Raw genomic sequence first — 20,217 nt, 5'->3', positions numbered from 1 at the left:
AGGATAATCCATGGGTATTAGGAGGCCATTGTTTCAGTTGTGCCATTGGTTGGTATGTTTGACGCTGGTTGGGGGACTGTTTCCTGTCATGGCTGCTCAGGCAGCCCCTGGCCCGGGCACGACGCATCGGCAGTATGTGGAAAGCGAAGCGGATTTTATGAACCCGGAGCGCGGCTTCGAATTTGATTTCGATCCGAGCCTGCCTCAGTATGAAGCCGCCAAGTCGCGCGAAGCAGGCTACAGTATAGCATTTTGGAATATCGATCTGGAAGCTTTTCGCAGCGCTCCGTTAGATGCGGCATTTCTCGACGGGCTGGAGCAAGGCTTCGTCCAGGTGCGGCAGGCCGGGATTAAGGTGCAAATGAATTTTGCCTACGGCACGACCGGTCAGGATGCGCCAAAGGAGACCGTTCTAGGCCATATCGAACAGCTTAAACCGTTGCTAACCGGAAATGCCGATGTGATCGTCAGCGCCCAGGCAGGCTTTATCGGCGCATTCGGAGCTTGGACGTCTTCGTCGAACGATTTGGCGGACCCGGCGACGGCCCGCCTGATCGTTCAAGCGCTGCTGGATGCTTTGCCGGACAATCGAATGATCCAGATTCCCTGGCATGTGAGCAAGGAATCGTTATACCCGAACAACAACACGCCGCTGCAGCCTGCGGAAGCTTTTAGCGGAAGCGATCGGGCGAGAATCGGCTATTTCAACAATACCTTCCTTAATGACAGCTATGCAGCAGGCGTAAAGCAGTACATAGCAGATGATACCCGATTTACGCCGATCGGCGGCCAGACCGGACCGAATCCACCGCGCTCGGACGCCGTCAACGCAATCCCGGAAATGGCGGCGATGCATTACAGCTATTTGTACGCCGGTTGGCATCCGGCCGTATACCAGGCCTGGAAGGATCAAGGAAAGTACGAGGAGATCGGCAAACGTCTCGGCTATCGCTTCGTGCTGGACGAAGCCGGTTGGACGAGCGGCTTCAGGCCGGGACGGACGGCAACGATCGAGCTTGATGTCCGCAATGTCGGGTTCGCCGCGATGTTCAATCCGCGGCCGGTTTATCTGGTGCTTGACGGCGCTGCGGGACGTTTCGACATCCCGCTTGAAGGGATCGATCCGCGGCGGTGGAGCCCGGGAGAAACGACTCCTATCACGGCTGAATTTCAAGTGCCTGCCGCCGTACCGCCGGGCGAGTACAAGCTGGCTTTGTGGATGCCGGACGAAGACGCCCGAATCCAGGCGCGGCCGGAGTACGCGGTACGTTTGGCGAATGAGAACGTATGGGATGCAATCAAGGGCTATAATGTGCTGGCCGATCAGGTGACGGTGCTTGCGCCCGAACAAAACTCCGCTCCGGTCGTGACGGATGCGGCGTACGCGGTTTGGGAGAATACGGCTGTAAACGGTACGCTGCCGGCTGCCGATGCCGACGGCGATCCGCTGACATTCAGCATTGTGCAGAACGGGCAAAAAGGAACGGCGACACTCACGGACGCTGTAAACGGGATGTTCGCCTATACGCCGAATGCGGGTACTACGGGTACGGATACGTTTACATTCCAGGTTCATGACGGAGCCGCGGCCTCCAATATCGGCGCGGTGACGGTGACGATTCGGTCGATCATGGACATTCCGGCGCCGGGTTACGGCGAATATACGGAAAGCTTTGAAGACTTCCTGAATCCGGAACGCGGCTTCACGTATTATTTCCAGCCCGGTGATCCGCTGTATGAAGCCGATCAAGCTCGAGCGCTCGGCTATAGCATCGATCATTGGAATGTCCAGCTGGATGCGTTCCGAAGCGGACCGATCAGCCAATCGTTTCTCGATCAGCTTAATTCGGCTTTCGATAAAGTCCGGCAGGCGGGAATAAAGGTCGTACTTAGATTCAATTACGATTTTTCGGCAATCGGCAACGACGCGCCTAAGAATGTCGTACTGGGCCACCTTGAACAATTGAAGCCGGTCTTGACCGATAACGCCGATGTGCTTGCCGTTATGCAGGCCGGATTCGTCGGCGCATGGGGGGAATGGCATACCTCGCAAAATAATCTGGATCAGCCTGCAAATGCCGTTCCGATTATGGAAGCGATCCTGGACGCCCTGCCAGCCAACCGGATGGTGCAAAGCCGGACTCCGGCCAAGAAAGAAGAGCTGTTCCCGAACGGGGGCGTTCCGCTGCAGCCCGCGGAAGCGTTCAGCGGAAGCGTAAGAGCGCGTATCGGGCATCATAACGATTGCTTCGTGGCCAGTTATAACGATGTCGGAACGTATCCGATCGATGCCGTCGAGCAGTGGAAGGATTACGTATGGGGCGATACCCGCTATACGCCGCATGGCGGAGAGACTTGCGCGCCTTCCTCCTATGCCCATTCCAGCAAAGCGATACCCGAAATGGAAAAGCTGCATACCAGCTATTTATTTAGCGGATGGCATCCCGCCGTTTATCAGGGTTGGAAGGACCAGGGGAAGTTCGACGAAATCAGCCGTCGTTTAGGCTACCGGCTGGTGCTCGACAATGCCGGTTGGACGAAGCGTTTCAGGCCGGGGCAAACGGCAAGCGTCGAGCTGAATTTACGCAACGTTGGATTTGCCGCTATGTTTAATGAACGGCCGGTGTATATCGTCTTGGACGGCGCAGGAGGACGTTTCAATTTTCCGCTGCCCGATGCGGATCCGAGATGGTGGGCGCCGGGAGAGGCGACTAACGTAACGGCGCAATTCCAGGTGCCGGCGAATGTGCCGCCAGGCGATTACAAGCTGGCGCTGTGGCTGCCGGATGACGCCGAGAGTATCCGGAATCGCCCTGAGTATGCCGTACGTTTGGCAAACGAAGGAGTCTGGGACGAGAATAAAGGATACAACGTTATAGCCGAGCACTTGGCGGTGCTTGCGCCGGAGCAAAATACGGCTCCCGAAGCGGCCGATCAAGCTTTGCAAACAGCGGCGAATACGCCGGTCAGCGGGATGCTCCTGGCGAGTGACGGCGATTCCGATTCGTTGACATTCAGCATCGTGACGAACGGCCAAAAGGGAACGGCTGCCATCACCGATGCTGCAACGGGGGCATTCACTTACACGCCGCTGGCGGGACAATCCGGAACGGATACGTTCACGTTCCGCGCGAATGACGGCCGAAGCGATTCCAACGTCGCGACGGTTACCGTGACCATCGAGCCGGGGGCAGAGCCTTCGAATCAGGCGCCGGTCGCGCAGGATGGCGCTGTGACGACGCAGGCGAATAAGGCCGTGAGCGGCGCGGTCGGCGCAAGCGATGCGGACGGCGACACGCTCGCCTACAGCATTGTGACGAACGGACTGAAGGGAACGTCGGTCATTCTGGCGAGCGGCACGTTCGTCTATACCCCGAATCCGGGAGCGACGGGCACGGATACGTTTACGTTCCGCGCCTATGACGGCAAGGAATATTCCAATATTGCAACCGTGACCGTGACGATCCAATCTCCATCGCCAATCGAAGGAGGGGGCGGTCAGAGCGGCGGCGACGGTTCTGGAACCGGTACTTCGGGCGGCGGCGATGGCGGCAACGGCGTCAAATCTGCGGCTCCCGGAACGCTGGCTATACCTGCGGGAGGCTCCGGAACGGTCAGTCTCGGCGAAGATATTTCCGTTTCGGTGCCTGCCGGCGCATCCGATCGGGAGCTGCGAATTGCGATTCGCAAAACCGAAGAGGAAGCCGTGCCGGCTAACGGTCAACGCAAGCTGCTGAGCGCCGTATTCGAGCTGGAGAACGGTTTGGAACTGAACTTGCAAAAGCCGGCGACGGTTACGGTCAAGTTCGATGCTTCGCAGCTCGGCCGAAATCAACGGGTCGCTGTTTTCCGGTACGACGAAGCGAAAAAAGCATGGCTGGAGCTCGAAAGCGTCATAACGGGGAATCAAGCGACCGTCAGCTTGGAGCAATTCGGAAGGCTGGCCGTGTTCGCGATTGACGAAGCACCTTCCGTACCGGCAATGACGCTGACCGACATGAAAGGTCACTGGGCAGAGCAGCAAATTCGGCAAGCCGTATCCGACGGAATCGTTGACGGCTATGAGGACGGAACGTTCAAGCCGGATGCGACGGTAACGCGGGCCGAATTTACCGTGCTGCTGGCGCGCGCGCTTCAGCTGCCCGACGGCAGCTCCGATTTGACATTCACCGATCGCGAGCAAATCGGCCCATGGGCCGCTGACGCTATCGCCAATGCGGTAGAAGCCGGGATTATTTCCGGCTACGAGGACGGAAGCTTCCGTCCGGACGCGGTAATCAACCGTGCGGAAATGGCCGTGATGATCGCGCGTGCACTAGGATGGAAGGCGGATGCCGGCGTGCTTACGCCGTTTGCCGATGACGGAACGATTCCGAGCTGGGCCAAGCCTTTCGTGATGGCCGCAGCGCAAAAAGGGATCTTGGAGGGCCGCGAAGGCAACCGTTTTGCCCCTCTCGACACGGCGACGAGAGCGGAAGCGGTCGTTCTGCTCCTCCGCGTTTTGGAGGCGGCTAAGTAAGTAAGGGAGCGGTGCCGTACCACCTCTTATATGGAGATCGTCCTGCTGCCGCTCGTTTTGGCGGGAGGCGGGCTGATCGTTTAATGCAAGCGCAGCAATCGAAAATGATGACGGGGGGGGGGGCGGCTCAAGCAATCTATAATCTTGCCAAGATGAACTGAAGCCTAATACAAGATAGAGTCCGATTGAAGACATCGGGCTCTTTTTCTATGTACGCTCAGCATGGGTGTTATCTCTAAGCTGATAGTCCGGAATGGGGGCTGGCAAGCGCCTACCATTAGCCAAGAGCAAAGGTGTTCATCGCGAGGCGGAATCTGAATGAAGCTTACGGCAAACGCACGGTTTGAGGTACACGAATCCAATTTGAGGCGGTCGCGTGGAATGAGTCCCCGTATCGTGGAAGCCGCTCCCAGTCACTATTTACCTGTTTAGCGCATACTTTCGAAATTCATATATACTGCAGTCCGAAATTGCCCAATTCGAACAAGGAATCGGGGTTACCCTCACGCTGCAGTCCGAATTTGCCCTCTTGGAGGATGCATTTACCGGTGTGACGAGCCAAATAACCGCTGCAAGCGGGCGTTTTCGGACTGCGGGCGCGGATAGGAATGAGAACTCGATTCCAATTGGGCGAAATCGGACTGCGGCCGATTCGTCGTGCTATTCTCATTGTGTCGCATAGTGCATTCGCATTGTGCGTTTCACTTGTGCCATTTGCTGTGCTCAATTCGCATTGTGCATTAGCATCGCGGATTTCGCTTGAGCATTTTCGCTTGAGCATTTCGCATCGCGCAATTCGCATTGTGAAGTGCATTGCACTCCTCGCATTTCGCATCACCAAGAAAGCGCTATCCCTTGTATTGAAAAGCGGCGCGCCATTATACATAATAGCAGTATAGCGAACGTTATTGGCGCCTTTCCCTCGAACCGGCATTGATCAACAGGATCGAATAACTGCCGCTCAACATTTAGTCTTCTAAACTATGAGTCAGAGGTGGTTTACATGCGGGTCGACCAGCTTGAGAAAACGGAATATCGCGATATTCTGCTGTATAAAATCGAAGAAAACGGCCATGGAGATTACCCCTTTTTTATTCAAAAGGTCACGGTAGATCATGAAGAAGGCAGCCTCCATAGACATGATTATTTTCAGATCTATTATGTCGCCAAAGGCAGGCTGAAGCATTACATTAACGGCAAAACGTTTGGACTCACGAAAGGCGATTTGTTTGTTATCCCTCCCTACATCCCGCACAAAACCTTTTCTTTCGACAATGACAATGAACGTTGTGAGGCGCTCGAAATCGAATTCAAGCCCGAATTCATCAACCAGAGCTTTGCGAACGATGCCGATTTGGAGTTGTTCATGGATTTCATGTATATTGAGCCGTTCATGGTGAACGAGCATCAAGTGCGGCCACGTTTAAGACTTAGCGGATCGGTCGAAATGGACGTCGAAAAAATCGTATACGATTTCTTGCATGAATTCGAGGAGCGGAAGCCAGGCTTCGAGCTTATTATCAAATCCGCGATTCTCAGACTGCTTGCGATTCTTGGCCGGGAAGCGGCTTCGGACTACGGTCCCGCCGATTCATATAGCCATCAGGATAAACATAAGGAATCGATTCTCAGAATCATCCAATATATAGAAGAGCACTACACGGAGAAAATATACTTGCATGACATCGTCAAACGCTCTTTCATGTGCCACAGTTATTTTTGCTCCGCCTTCAAGCAGGTGACGAAAAAGTCATTCGCCCGTTATTTGAACGAATTAAGAGTTTCAAGAGCGAAGGAATTTCTATGCAAGACGGATCTCAAAATCGTCGAAATATGCAGCAAGACCGGATTTAACAACGTGACCCACTTTAATCGCATTTTCAAGCAAATTACTACCATGTCGCCCATGCAATTCAAAGAAACCTATACACATAAAACGCCTAAAAGCAAAATAGTGTGATTGAAGTTTTCGATAAATTACAAGTCAGAGGTGGTTATATGCGCTTCGACCAACTTGACAAAGAGGAATATCGGGATATTTTGATGTACAGGCTTGAGGAGAACGATCATGGCGATTATCCGTTCTATATCCGGAGATATATTTTAGAAAATGATTTGGTGCACACGCGGCATAGACATGACTATTTTCAAATTTATTACATTACCAGAGGTCAGTTGAAGCATCGCATCCATGACAAAGAGTACGAGATGATCAAAGGCGATTTGTTCGTCCTTCCTCCTTATGTGCCGCATAGCGTCGAAAACTACGATCATGTAAGCTGCGAAGTCATTGAGCTGGAGTTTAAACCGGAATTTATCAATCAAAGCTTTGCCGGCGATGTGGATATTCAGTCGTTCGTGGACTTTATGTATATTGAACCCGCAATGGTACAGGAAAGCAAGCTGAGACAGCGGTTAAGCTTGGCCGGGAAGATGGAAGGCGATGCAGAAAGCATATTAAACGATATTTTATACGAGTTCAACGGGAAGAAGCCGGGCTTCGAGCTTATGGCCAAAGCCTTGATGCTTAAATTGCTTGCGATGGTAGGCAGAGAGGCGGCTCCTGAATGTCATCGATCCGACAATCTCGTCGATAAGCACAGGGAGTCCGTCCTGAGGGTCGTGAAATATTTGGAGGAGCATTATGCCGAAAAAATATACTTGGAAGACGCCGTGAAAGTATCGCTGCTTTCCCATACCGCTTTTTGCAATGTGTTTCGAAACGTTACGCAAAAATCCTTCACCCGATATTTGAACGAGCTCAGGGTATCCAAAGCCAAGGAATATTTGAAGAAGACGGATATCAAAATGATCGATATTTGCAGCAAAACAGGCTTCGATAATGTCACCCACTTCAACCGGACGTTCAAGCAGCTGACGTCCATGACCCCCAAAGCGTATAAGCAGGTGAACCGGTAGTTTTCGGAACCGCATAATTGAAAAGCCGCAACTCTTCAAATATGTAACCTGCACGACCAGTAAGGCCGTGTTGGAAAGGATGATCGGCGATCTCACCGGTGTCGAAGAAAAGAAAGCCAGAAAAGAAAAAGAAACCGCAGCTACAAAGCCGGAGCAAGTACCTGCAGGACAAAGAGACGGTCAATTATGTTCGTTTGAGCTGAAAGCCCCTACCCATTACCTCCCCACGTGCAAACGTATAGCCATGCACCAAAGGACCGTCCGTGATTTCCGGACGGTTTTTCTTATTGTCCCGCGACAAATACCCGGCCAAACACCGCGATTTCACGGCATAGTCCGCGTTTGTTCAGGATAAGTCCGGTTCGGATTATAGACGGAATGTACGGCGGCTCCCTATGATGAAGCTATCATCCACTCGGAAAGGAGGCGATTAACATGTTGTTAACATTGGCGCGAAATCGATGGCTGTACGCGATGCTTGTTCCTGGAATCGTTTACTTTTTAGTATTCAAATATTTGCCCATGTGGGGACTTGTCGTCGCATTTCAAAATTATCAGCCGTTCCTCGGCATAACGGGAAGCGAATGGGCAGGCTTTCGTCACTTCGACCGTTTTTTCAGCGACCCGGAATTTTTCAAGCTGTTTCGGAACACGGCTTTGCTTGCCGTCTATAACATTGTCTTTTTCTTCCCGCTGCCAATCATTCTGGCGTTGATGCTGAACGAATTGCGGCTGGAAGTGTACAAAAAAGCAGTGCAGACGATCGTCTACATTCCGCACTTTATTTCTTGGGTCGTCGTCGTCGGCATGTTTTATACGTTTTTTACCATTCAGGACGGCATCGTTCCCAGTTTGATGACGGCAGCCGGTATGGAGAAGATCGATTTTCTGCAAAGTCCGGATTGGTTCAGAACGATGATTACGTCCCAAGTCATATGGAAGGAAGCGGGATGGGGAACGATTATTTTCCTCGCGGCGATCAGCGGCGTAGACCCGCAGCAATATGAGGCGGCCACGATCGACGGTGCCGGAAGATTTCGCCGCATGTGGCACGTCACGCTGCCGGCCCTTCGTAGTACGGTCATCATTTTGCTGATTCTCCGGTTGGGCAGCTTTATGGATACGGGGTTCGAGCAAATTTTTCTCATGCTGAATGCGTTAAATCGCGAAGTCGGCGAAGTATTCGATACTTATGTGTATACAGCCGCGATTCAGCAAGGCGATTACAGCTACAGCACGGCCGTTGGCCTGTTCAAGTCGGTCATTGGCGCCATTCTTGTATTCCTCGCGAATTATATGGCCAAGAAAAATGAAGAAGACGGCATCTTTTGACCGTTTGCATCCAGAGTGGAGGGGAATCCGTTGACGCATGACAAATCGCTGGGAAACCGCTTGTTCGATGCAGTCAATATAGGAATGCTGCTTCTGGTGTCGCTGGTGACACTGGTGCCGTTCCTCTATATTATTGCCGGATCGCTCGCCTCTCCCGAAGAGGTGCTGCGAAAGACATTTATTTTGTTTCCGGACCGTTTCGACTGGACGGCGTACCGTTATATATTTTCGACCGATACGGTGATGAAAAGCCTGTGGGTGTCCGCTTGGATTACGGTTGCCGGCACGGCGATCAATCTGTTCATGACCGGCATCATGGCTTATCCGCTGGCGAGACGGGACTTGCCCGGCAGACGGCCGATCATGTTTTTGGCTACGTTTACCATGATTTTTAGCGGCGGCATGATCCCGACGTTTCTCGTCGTGAAGTCGCTCGGACTGATCGATTCGTACTGGTCCTTACTGATTCCGGGCGCGATCAGCGCATTTTATTTAATCATTCTGAAAAACTTTTTTCAGCAGCTTCCCGATGGTCTGGAGGAGTCGGCCAAAATCGACGGCTGCAATGACTTTCAAATTTTTTATAAAATCGTGGTTCCGCTCTCAAAGCCCGCTATTGCTACGTTAACGCTTTTTTATGCGGTTGCGCATTGGAACAGTTACTTCTCAGCCATTTTATATATCAACGATTCCAGCAAATGGCCGGTACAAGTGCTGCTAAGGCAAATCGTCATCCTTTCGCAAGGGGGGATCGGCGATTCCGCGATGTTCACGGATCAATTCGTCGTACCGCCCGCAGTCACGATCAAAATGGCGGTTATTGTCATCACGATGATTCCGATGCTGTGCATCTATCCGTTCATCCAGTCTTATTTCACCAAGGGGATTTATCTCGGCTCGGTTAAGGGTTGAAAACAGTGTTGACCAAGGTGATCGTTTCGCTCGCGAAAGGAGGACAGAGGCTGTAAAATGACAGCAGTGCGGTTAGCGTATCCTTGGTCAAATCAAATATAAGCACTGTTATATAAAAAGGAGGTCACTGCTTTTATGATAACATTCTCAAAAATGGCGAAGAAGTCGACGATGGGGAGCCTGGCTGCGGTTATGGCGCTTGGCGCAACCGTAGGCTGCAGCGGCGAAAAACCGAAGGAATCCGCAACATCGGCATCGCCTAACACTTCGAATTCGGCATCGCCAAGCAAAACCCCGATTACAATCTCGATGATGGTCCCGCAATACACGACGGAACCGGTCAAAGCCGACAGTCCGGGCATGCAGAAGATTCGCGAGTACACCGGCTACAACATCGACATCAACTGGGTGGTCGGCGCCGGCTTTGAAGAGAAGTTGAACGCTACGATCGCCTCGGGCTCGATGCCGCAAGTGCTCGTCATTCCGGATAACAAAAGCGCCAATATCGTCAATGCCGCACGCTCGGGCATGTTTTGGGAAGTCGGACCGTACTTGAAGGATTATCCGAATTTGGCCAACTTGAATCCGCAAATTTTGACCAACATCTCGCTTGACGGCAAAATATACGGATTGCCTAGAACCCGGCCGCTCTCGCGCTCAGGCATCCTTTTCCGCAAAGACTGGCTCGACAATGTCGGCTTGAAAGCGCCGCAAACCGTCGACGAGCTGTACGAAGTCTTGAAAGCCTTTACGCTCAATGATCCGGACAAAAACGGAAAAAACGACACATTCGGTTTGAGCGACCAGGGGGCGGCAATCGACAATCTGGCCATCTATTTCGGCGCACCTCTAACCTGGGGAGTTCAACCGGACGGCAAGCTGATTCCTTCCTTTATGACGCCGGAATATTTGGAGGCCATGAAGTTTAACAGGAAGCTGTATACCGAGAAGCTTGTCAATCAGGATTTCCTGATCGCGAAGGACGGCTATGTGGCAAATATCAATCAGGGGAAAGCCGGTTTTCTGTTCACGGCGGTGGATTCGGTGACGACCGCGCTGTTCGCCGATTTGAAGAAGTTGAATCCGCAGGCAACGCTCGATGTCGCTACCGGCATCAAAGGACCGAAGGGCGAATTCACGCCGGCCGATGCGGGATATGCGGGACTCCTGATGTTTCCGAAGAGCAGCGTAAAGACCGAACAGGATTTAAAAAATATTTTGGCGTTCTTTAACAAAATGACCGACAAACAGATGATCGACTTAACGATGCTCGGCGTTGAAGGCCATACGTACACAATGGAAAACGGCATGCCGAAGGTGAATAGCGACTTGTATAATAAAGAAATTAACCCGCTGAATCAGATCATGGTCAAATTGGGCATTTTCGGACCGAAGCCGGGCGATACGCCAATGGAAACCAAATGGAAAGGGATCGTCGCCGATAACGAGAAGAAAGGCGTTTCCAATCCGACCGCTCCTTTAATCTCGCAAGCCAATGTGGAGAAAGGCGCCCAATTGTTAAAGCAAGTGACGGACGCTCGCGGCAAATTCATTATGGGCGAACTGGATGAAGCCGGATGGCAGCAGGCTATCGAAACGTGGCGTAAAAACGGCGGGGATCAAATTATCGCGGAATTTACGGCCGAATACGCGAAAATCAACAAGAAATGATGGAGTGATCACGGATGGACAACCAGTTATACCGCAAGACGATACGCCGTGGACTGTTTGACTTCCATGCCGGGGAAGCGGTTCCGGAGGTGCGGCTGAACGTTGCGGATTACTTCGCGGCCGCAGCCGCGGCGGGTATGCAGACGATTACGTTTATGACCAAGGACGCGTTCGGAAACAGCTACTTCGACACGCAGATCGGCCATAAGAATACGAAGCTTAACGGCGATCTGCTCGCCGAAGCCATAACCGAGGCCAAAAAGCACGATATCGCCATCATTGCCTATTATAATGTCGGCTTAAACAGTCATGTCGCCGGGGCCAATCCGGACTACCGGCAGCGGGCCGCCGATCAAACCCCGATTAAGGAAGCGTTCGGATTTTACGATCTGCTCTGCATGAACTCGCCTTATCGGGATTACGTGTACGGTCAATTGCGTGAAATCGCTGAACGCTACGAGGTGGCCGGATTTTTCTTTGACATCACGTATGTGTGGGACAACTGCTGCCACTGCGAATATTGCCGTGCGGCGTACCGAAATCGCTTCGGCTATGATGCGCCGGCGGCGCCGATGCCGGGTACGAAGGAAATGGCGGAGTGGCAGTCGTTCCAGCGGGATATTCGCCACCGGTTTCTGCGGGACGCGGCGAACGGGTTGAAGGCGATACGGCAGGATTTCCTGATTGGCTGGAATCATGCCGGCGACCCGCGATTCGGCCAAGTGGAAGCGGACCGGTATGCGGATTATTTCACCTCGGAGTTCCATCCGCCGCATTATCAGTACGGCAGCTTGCTGGCGCGCTGGAAACGCTCGTTCGGCAAGCCGTTCGAGCTGATGATGCCCAGCGAGATGGGAAGCTGGGGGGAATGGACGGTCGCGCCGCCCGAAACGCTCCGCACGACGGCGGCCATCGCCGTGGCGAACGGAGGCTCGATCAGCTTCGGGCATGTCGCATATCCGTCCGGCGCTTTGAAGGGCATCGTGCCGAAGCCGGTCATGGAGGCGGTCAAGCATGCCAACGACTGGGTCGAATCGATCGAGCCGTGGCTGCTGGAAGCCGTCAGCGAGCCTCACGTCGCCGTTTTATACAGCATCGGCAACAAACGCATGCTGGAAGCGTCGGCGCTGCCGCGAAACCAAGACGAAGCGACGCTGCAAGGCATACACCGGATCTTGTCGGAGGGGCATGTTCACTTCGATTTCCTCGACGAAGACGGGCTGGCGTCGCATATCGGGCGGTACGAGATGGTGATCCTGCCGGATCAAGCTTATTTGAGCGAAGAGCTGCAAGCCATCGTACGGGAATATGTGCGAAACGGCGGCAAGTTGCTGGCAACCGGACGGACCTCCTTGTATCAAGCGAACGGAGAGCGAAGCGACAACTTCGGACTGTGCGATGTGTTCGGAGCCGATTTCCTTGACATGTGGCTGTATGGCGTCTCTTATGTATATCCGGTCGATTCCGCACTGTCGGACAACGTTCCGGATATGCCGCTGCTGCTGAAAAATCCGGCGCTGCCTGCACTGAAAGTATTGCCGACAACCGGAACGAAGCTTGCCGGACTCATGGAACCGGCCGTCGAGACGAAGGTTCACCGCCATGTGTACCATCAGCACGCACATCCGGCAGCCGAGACACCTTATCCGGCCGTTATCATGAACCGGTTCGGCCAAGGGAGCTGTATGTACATTCCGCTGCCGTCGGAGGCGGGATACTGGAGCAGCGGCTCGCCTTGGCTGCGTAATTTGTATCTGAACGGCTTGCGGTTATTGAATCCCGATCCCCGAATCGCCGTTCGCGCACCGCTATCCGTTGAAGTGAACGTGATGCGGCAGCCCGGCCAGTCGCGAGTGATCGTCCATTTGATCAACGTGCGCGAAGAAACGGCGGCAGGCTCGAAGGTGTTCATCGAAGAGGTTCACCCGGTCGGCGAAATCGAAGTTTCGCTTCGCCTGGAAGCCAGCCGCGTCCGGTTGATTCCGGAAGGAACAGAGCTTGCGGTGCAGAAGCATTCGGATGGCATCTCGTTCGTCGTGCCGCCGTTCGGCTTGCACACTGCGGTAGCAGTTGAGATAATCGATCCATCATTGGCATAGGAAAACTTTTATTCCGTATCCGTGAGGAGGTGGTTGTGATGAAGCGGAGACCCCCGCGATTATTAGTTCGGCTTATGGTGATCAGCATTTTCGTGGGAGCGATTCCCGTGCTTGCCTTAGGCAGCTTCTCTTATTACTTATTTTTGGATCGGGTCGCGAACCAGGTCAATCAACGCAACAGCCAGCTTCTCACGGAAACGCAGATGCGCCTCGAGCAGCTTTTTACGACGATCGATTTCTCGCTCACGCAATTGGCTAACGCTACCTTGCTGCAGGACGCGGCCGATTGGGAGTTTTCGGGCAGCCGCTTTCAGTCGTTTAACGAGCTGTCCTTGCAATTGTATCGGCTGCAAAGCCTGGAAATGGGAATCAGCAATGTGTTTTATATCAACTTTACCAAGGGCTGGCTGCTCGATAACTACGGAGCGTCTCTATTGCAAGAGCATCCTGATCGGGAACGGTTCATCGGCTATTCCGAAAAAAACGAGAAATCGTTTTGGGCGACACAAGCGGCGAACACGGGAAAGAGAACGGAAGCGGGAGGCGCAGCCTGGTCGGATATTGCCGCGATCGTTCTTTTGAAGCGAACGCCGCTCCACGCAATGACGCCGACCGGGATGCTGGGCGTGCAAATCCCGCGTTACGAAATCGAGCGCCGTCTGTCCTCCGGCGGCAATCGCGATGCGAAGCTGATGATCGACGCCGATCTTCACATTTTGGCGGGTTCGGATTCCTTCTCGGCCGGTTGGAATCGGCTGCCTGACGAGTTTGCCGCTCGTATCAAGGACACGGTTAAGCCGGGCAGTCCGGCAACGTTCCCGTTCGACGACTCGCATCTGGCCGTCGTCAATCGGTCGGCTTACAACGGATGGTATTATGTTTCCATCTATTCGAATGCCGAAATCGCCAAGGACGCCCGCTCGATTCGGAATACGATGTTTCTCACTTGCTTTCTCGTCCTCTTGCTTACGCTGGTGATCGCGATGGCTATGAATCGCCGCTTCTATAAGCCGATCCGCAAGCTGTACGATTCGGTCGTCCGCCTGTCCGATTCGCAAGCAGACAGCAAATATAACGAAATCGAACTGATTGAAGCGCGTTTGGAAGCGCTGACGGAGACGCAGAACGGCAAAGATGCATTTATCGCGGGTCAGGTCAGCCAACTGCGAGAGCTGTTCCTGTTTAAGCTGCTTATCGGCGAGGTCAATCCTGCGGAAGCGGAAGCCAAATCCGCCTATTACGAGTTGAACCCGCAATGGAAGCAGTTTTGCGTCGTATCCTTGCAAATCAGCAATTGGGAACGCTCACGCTACAAGGAAAGCGACCGCGATCTGATGATGATGGCCGTAAAAAATGTAATGGGCGAGCTTATCCCCGCTTCCAATAGCCTGCCTGCCGTTACGATCGGCCAGAGCCAGGTTGTCGTCATCGGCAGCATGCACGAGACGCCGGAGCAGTTTCGCGACTATGTGGTATCGCTGGTCGTCATGATCCGCGCAGCCGTTGAACGCTATTTGGAGCTTGATACCATATTCGGGATCAGCCGATCGATTCATTCGTTGAGGGAAGCGAACCGCGCCTATCTGGAAGCGACGGAAGCGCTGAAGCAAAAAAGCGTCATCCTCGAGCAATCTCTTTTCTTCTTCGAGGATTTGACGCCCGATCGGATTATCCGGGTCAAATATCCTGCGGCGCTGGAGAAGGCGCTTATTGAAGCGATCGAGGAGAACGATTTCGAGCAGGCGAGAGAGAACTTGCGGCTGATCTCCCGCTATTTGCTGGAGGCCAACGTCAGTTACCGCGAACTGCAGCTATACTTAGTGCGTTTGCTCGTCACGCTGTTGACCGACTCGCTCGATTCCGACGAGTTTCTGTCCCAACTGTTGAACGATCAGAAGACGATTTTCGATCAACTGTTCGAGCTCAACTCCCTGGAAGAGATCGAGAACTGGATCGTCGGGAAGGTGCTCCTGCCGTTCATTCAATGGCGGGAAGAACAGTCGCAGAAGCAGTACTACATCATTACCGAACAGATGCGCAAAATGATTCACGAGCAGTACCAGACGGATCTCACGCTGGAAATTTGCGCGGAGCAGTTGCGATACCATCCCGATTATTTGCGGCGGGTGTTTCGCAAAGGAACGGGCATGAGCTTCAGCGACTATCTCGCCCAGCATCGGCTCAACGTATCCAAGGATTTGCTTGAGAACACGGAGTTGACGATTTCGGATATTGCGCTGCAGCTCAATTTTCAAAATTCGCAAAACTTTATACGCTATTTCAAAAAAATGGTCGGCATCACTCCCGGACAATATCGCCAAAGCTTACGGGATTGATAGGCAAGGATCGGCGTGAAACGTCTCACGTTTCCCCGATCTGAAAAACGCAAGCGCTTGCATTTTACCATTATTTTGTTAATTTCGGTTTTAAAGGCACTATTTTCTCGTTTACAGGAGCAAAAAAATTCATAATTTTACGAAAGGTAGGAGGATAAAAATATGTTGATACAAGTCAACCGAAGGACCGGAAGCCTGTTGGCCAGACTCTTGGTTATTGCTCTATTCGCTTCCGTCTTGCAGTTGAACGGATGGGCTTCGGTCAAATCGGTTCAAGCCCAAACGCAGTTTCACGATATCGATGCGTCCTATGCCAAACAAGAAATCGAGGAATTGGTCGCAGCAGGCATCATTTCCGGCTACGAGGATGGCAGCTTCGCGCCGGCCAATCCGATTACACGCGGCGAACTGGCCAAGATCATTGCCTCTATGCTGAAACTGGAGCCAAAACCCGAGCAGGCCAGCCACTTCCAGGATGTAGCGGAAGATAGCTGGTATCGCGGTTACGTCGGAGCGCTCGTTGAAGCGGGCATCACGCAAGGCGTCTCCGAAACGGCATTCTCTCCCGACTCGAATGTAACACGGGAAGAAATGATCGTGCTCTTCATCCGCGCTTTTGGCCTGGAAGAGAAAGCGCTTCAATGGAGGTCCGATGTTACCTGGTCCGATACAGAGCAAATTTCCGGATGGGCCAGAGCGTACATCGACTTCGGTTATCGGATCGGCTTCGTGCGCGGCATCGCCAATCCGGACGGCTCGCTCCGTTTCGATCCGGAAAGCCGTGCTGAGCGGCAGGCGATCGCCCGGCTTGCTTTTGAATTCTTAGCCAAACTGGACGAATACATAGAGCAAGCCGAAGAAGTCCTGCCAACGGTAACGCCGTCCGCATCGCCAACTACGGCATCTACGGCAACACCGACTACGGCGCCAACTACTGCACCGACAACAACACCAGCCACGGCGCCGACTGCAACGCCTACTACAGAACCGACTGCAACACCAACTGCGGAGCCTACTGCAACGCCTACTGCAGAACCGACTGCGACGCCAACGGCAAGTCCGACTCCGACGCCAACGGCAACGCCAACCGCAGAGCCGACCCCGACACCGGAGCCTACTCCTGAGCTTGGCAGCGTAGCCGGTATTGTAGCCGACATGGCCAGCGCGCCGCTTGCGGGAGCCAACGTCCAGGTGACGGGTATCTCTCTATCGGCTATTACAGATAGCGCAGGCGCTTATGCGATTCACGATGTGCCTGTCGGCAGTCACACGGTTACTGTAAGCAAGACGGCATATGCCCCCTACCAATCAAGTCCCTTCCAGGTTACGGATGGAGGAACGGCGGCCGTTAACGTTACCCTTGAACATATGCCGGACCTGAGTATTGTGGCGAATGGTCAGGCACAGTCGCTAATTATCGTGGAGTCAAGCGCAGATAATCAAACAAGAGTAGCAGCGAATAAATTAGCCTCGTATGTCAAGAAATCGACAAACGCTACTCTCCCCGTCTTGACGACGACCGAGCTTAGCCAGTCCGGTAATCAGTATGACAATAAAGTACGCATTTATGTCGGAACGAAAGCTCCTCAGACAGATACCGCTATTACGAGCGAGCTGCAAGGACTGGCGGATCACGGGTTTGTCATGTGGCCTCACGAGCAATCGATTTCTATCATTGGGCCGACAGCTTGGGGGACGGAATATGGCGTGGACGAATTCCTGGAACGCTATGTTGGCGTTCGTTGGTTGCTGCCTGGACCTGACGGCGAGGATGTACCGTTGACAACAAATCTGGCAGTTCCTTTTGAACTGGTAAAAGATGAACCAGCAGCAATTTCCCGGCATTTCTTCGGGATGGCTATTCAAGGCGAGTGGAGTAGAGATAATCGCATGCAGCAATCGATTAATTTCCACCATAACATGAATACCTTGTTTGATCCTGCTGTTTTTGCCGATCATCCAGAATATTATCCGAATGGGGTTCTTCCTACTCATCCTTATGACTGGCAGCCATGCTTTACGAATGAGACGGCGCAAGCGGCGATCGCAAGAATTATCCAGTATTTTAATCAAAATCCTGCTGCAAAATCCTACTCGCTAGGCATTAACGACAAACAGGATAACTTTTGTGAATCCAATCCGAATCATCCAAATTATCCAGGGAAGTTAAACTCAATGGGTGTAATGAATATGTCAGACGTCTATTATCCCTGGGTTAACCAAGTAGCTGAAGGCGTTTTGGCTGTACACCCGGATAAATACTTTGGATTGCTGGCCTATTTGAACGTTTATGACCCGCCGACCGTTCCGTTGAACCCCCGTGTCATTCCGTTTATTACGGATGATCGTATGACCTGGGTACTCCCGGAACACGAGACAGCCGGCAAAGGACAGGTCGCCCGCTGGGAAGAGAAGGCTACAAATATTGGATTCTATGAATATTTATATGGCTCGCCGTACAATGTGCCTCGTATGTACATGCAACAAATGGCGGAAAATTACAAATATGCGCAAGATCATAAGGTGATTGCTCATGTCGCAGAGTTGTATCCGAACTTCGGAGAAGGCCCGAAACCGTGGGTATCTGCCAAATTGCAATGGAATCCGAGCCTCGATGTCAACAAATTGACAAACGAATGGATGGAGCGAGCGGTAGGTGCGGCAGCAGTCCCTTATTTGAAGCAGTATTATGAATATTGGGAAACGTTCTGGACAACGCGCATCTTCCAATCAAGCTGGTATCTGGCATGGCTCAACGCAGTGAATAAGCGGAATTACCTGAATCTGTTCGACCACAGCTATCTGGAAATCGTGACGAAGGAAGATATCGCGGAGAGCCGTCGCCTGCTGGAGTTGACTGTTGCCAATGCCGGGGCAGGCAAGCAGAAGACGCGTGCCCAGTTGCTGCTCCGCACATTTGAGTACTATGAAGCCTCAGCGCTAAGCTATCCGAAAAAAGGAACGGTCAACACGCCTGCAAACGAACAAGCCGCAATGGCGATGTTGGACGATATCGAAAAAAGCTATGAGATGGCCAAAAAACGGCAAAATTTATTGACTTCATTCACCGGCAATCTGATTCTCGACAGAACGAACAAAGAAAACTCTGGCGCATGGGATGGCGTACAAAAAACACTTATTGATGCTGTGCAACGTTATGTCAATACGGAACCGGCAAATGGAAACGTACGACAACGTTTCTACAACGTCTTGAGTGGGATTGATTCTTACACGAATCTTTCCGCATCTGCGGTTAAAACAATGGCAAGCAAAGAGACCATTTTGCAATCGCTCGATTTCAGTCAAGGACCGTGGACAGCAGCGGTTCCGTTCTCCGAGTTTACCGTTATGGGCTCCAATGCCGCCGCGCCTGCTGAGACGAAAGTGTACTTATTGTGGGATAACGAGAACTTGTATGTCGGGTATGAAAACTTCGACAGTGAAGTGACGACGAACAAATTGATTAAGAGCACCGAAGCACCGAATAACTGGTGGAAAAGCGGCCAGGACGACTCCGTTGAAACCTATGTGACAGGTGATGTCGCAGCAGGCTATAAAGGATTTTTCACCAATCCTAACGCCGTCAAGTTTGTCTATAAGAAAGGCCCAACGCCAGATCCGAGTACTCAATGGCAAGCAAGCGCCCAAATCGGAACCGACCGCTGGAATACGATTCAGGTCATTCCCTTCTCCAGCATAGGCGTCGATCTGGCTCAGACCAAAACGCTGATGGGCTTCTTCTTCCGGGCTTATCACGGGTCGACCAAATTTTTAGGCTGGGGCGGTGGAGCGCCTTGGAAGGATGACAGCTTCAGGCCTGTTCATCTAGTAGAGTCGGCAAATTATCTCCAAAACTCATCGTTTGAGCTGGGCAATCCGCAAACACCTAATGTAATCCCCTCGTGGAGTTCCTGGGGAACTACGGTCACACAACGGACTTACGAATACGCACACACAGGTACTTATAGCCTTGTGACCAGCGGAGTCCAGTCGGCTGCCGGACCTTATCAATACACCAGCCCGGGGATTACTCCTGGCAAGTATAAAGCCGTCCTGTACTACTACTTGCCAGCCGATGCCAGTACAACAGGCACGATTCAGTTCTGGACCAATATCAAATCCGGTGCAACTCAGGTTGCCGATGTGCGTACCGACAACATGCCACTCTCCTGGGCGATCGGAAAGTGGAAGAAGCTTGAGTATATTTTCGAGGTCAAACCTGACTATAACGGAGTTGCGCCTACTCAGATACAAGTCTGTGTAGCACTGAGAGACTTCAATACAACCACCAGACTTTATATCGATGATTTCTCCTTATATAAGCTGGCTGACTAAGCTTTAAAAAGATTGGGGGGGGCGCTAGTCGCCCCCTGCTTTAAAATCGGCTGTTGCTGCCATGCAACATTAGTCTACTCGAATGGCGGGGTTA

At 52.5% G+C, this 20,217-nt stretch carries 9 protein-coding genes; all 9 read left to right on the top strand.

All coding sequences use genetic code 11. The features are described from left to right. Window positions 1–10 precede the first annotated feature (10 nt). The 9 genes from DQG23_RS11480 to DQG23_RS11440 all read left to right on the top strand — a co-directional run bounded on the left by DQG23_RS11480 (window position 11) and on the right by DQG23_RS11440 (window position 20,123). Entirely contained in the window at window positions 11–4,519 is a 4,509-nt protein-coding gene (locus DQG23_RS11480) for a DUF4832 domain-containing protein (protein WP_113030977.1), read from the top strand. A gap of 1,003 nt (window positions 4,520–5,522) precedes the next feature. Beyond that, window positions 5,523–6,479: an AraC family transcriptional regulator gene (locus DQG23_RS11475; protein ID WP_113030976.1), complete on the top strand. Its 957-nt coding sequence runs from the start codon at window positions 5,523–5,525 to the stop codon at window positions 6,477–6,479. A 38-nt stretch (window positions 6,480–6,517) separates the two neighbouring features. Next, complete coding sequence (locus tag DQG23_RS11470) at window positions 6,518–7,438, top strand: helix-turn-helix transcriptional regulator (RefSeq protein WP_113030975.1); 921 nt, start codon at window positions 6,518–6,520, stop codon at window positions 7,436–7,438. Window positions 7,439–7,873: 435 nt separating this feature from the next. Further along, window positions 7,874–8,770, top strand: coding sequence for an ABC transporter permease (locus DQG23_RS11465; protein WP_238177847.1), 897 nt, complete (start codon window positions 7,874–7,876; stop codon window positions 8,768–8,770). Window positions 8,771–8,854: 84 nt separating this feature from the next. Continuing rightward, window positions 8,855–9,682 (top strand): carbohydrate ABC transporter permease, encoded by an 828-nt coding sequence (locus tag DQG23_RS11460; protein WP_113031095.1) that lies wholly within the window; start codon window positions 8,855–8,857, stop codon window positions 9,680–9,682. 135 nt (window positions 9,683–9,817) lie between these two features. Continuing rightward, window positions 9,818–11,353 carry an extracellular solute-binding protein gene (locus DQG23_RS11455; protein WP_113030974.1) on the top strand — a complete coding sequence of 512 codons (1,536 nt, stop codon included), beginning with the start codon at window positions 9,818–9,820 and terminating at the stop codon, window positions 11,351–11,353. Between the two features lie 14 nt (window positions 11,354–11,367). Then, window positions 11,368–13,452, top strand: coding sequence for a beta-galactosidase trimerization domain-containing protein (locus DQG23_RS11450; protein ID WP_113030973.1), 2,085 nt, complete (start codon window positions 11,368–11,370; stop codon window positions 13,450–13,452). A 38-nt stretch (window positions 13,453–13,490) separates the two neighbouring features. After that, on the top strand, window positions 13,491–15,788 hold the full coding sequence (locus DQG23_RS11445; protein ID WP_113030972.1) for a helix-turn-helix domain-containing protein: 2,298 nt from the start codon (window positions 13,491–13,493) through the stop codon (window positions 15,786–15,788). Window positions 15,789–15,950: 162 nt separating this feature from the next. After that, window positions 15,951–20,123, top strand: coding sequence for a DUF4838 domain-containing protein (locus DQG23_RS11440; protein WP_113030971.1), 4,173 nt, complete (start codon window positions 15,951–15,953; stop codon window positions 20,121–20,123). The last annotated feature ends 94 nt before the right edge of the window (window positions 20,124–20,217 follow it).

The sequence above is a fragment of the Paenibacillus contaminans genome, from assembly GCF_003285015.1.
Taxonomy (GTDB): Bacteria; Bacillota; Bacilli; order Paenibacillales; family NBRC-103111; genus Paenibacillus_V; species Paenibacillus_V contaminans.
The sequence above is the reverse complement of the archived record's forward strand: the minus strand, read 5'-3'. Positions and strand labels throughout refer to the sequence as shown.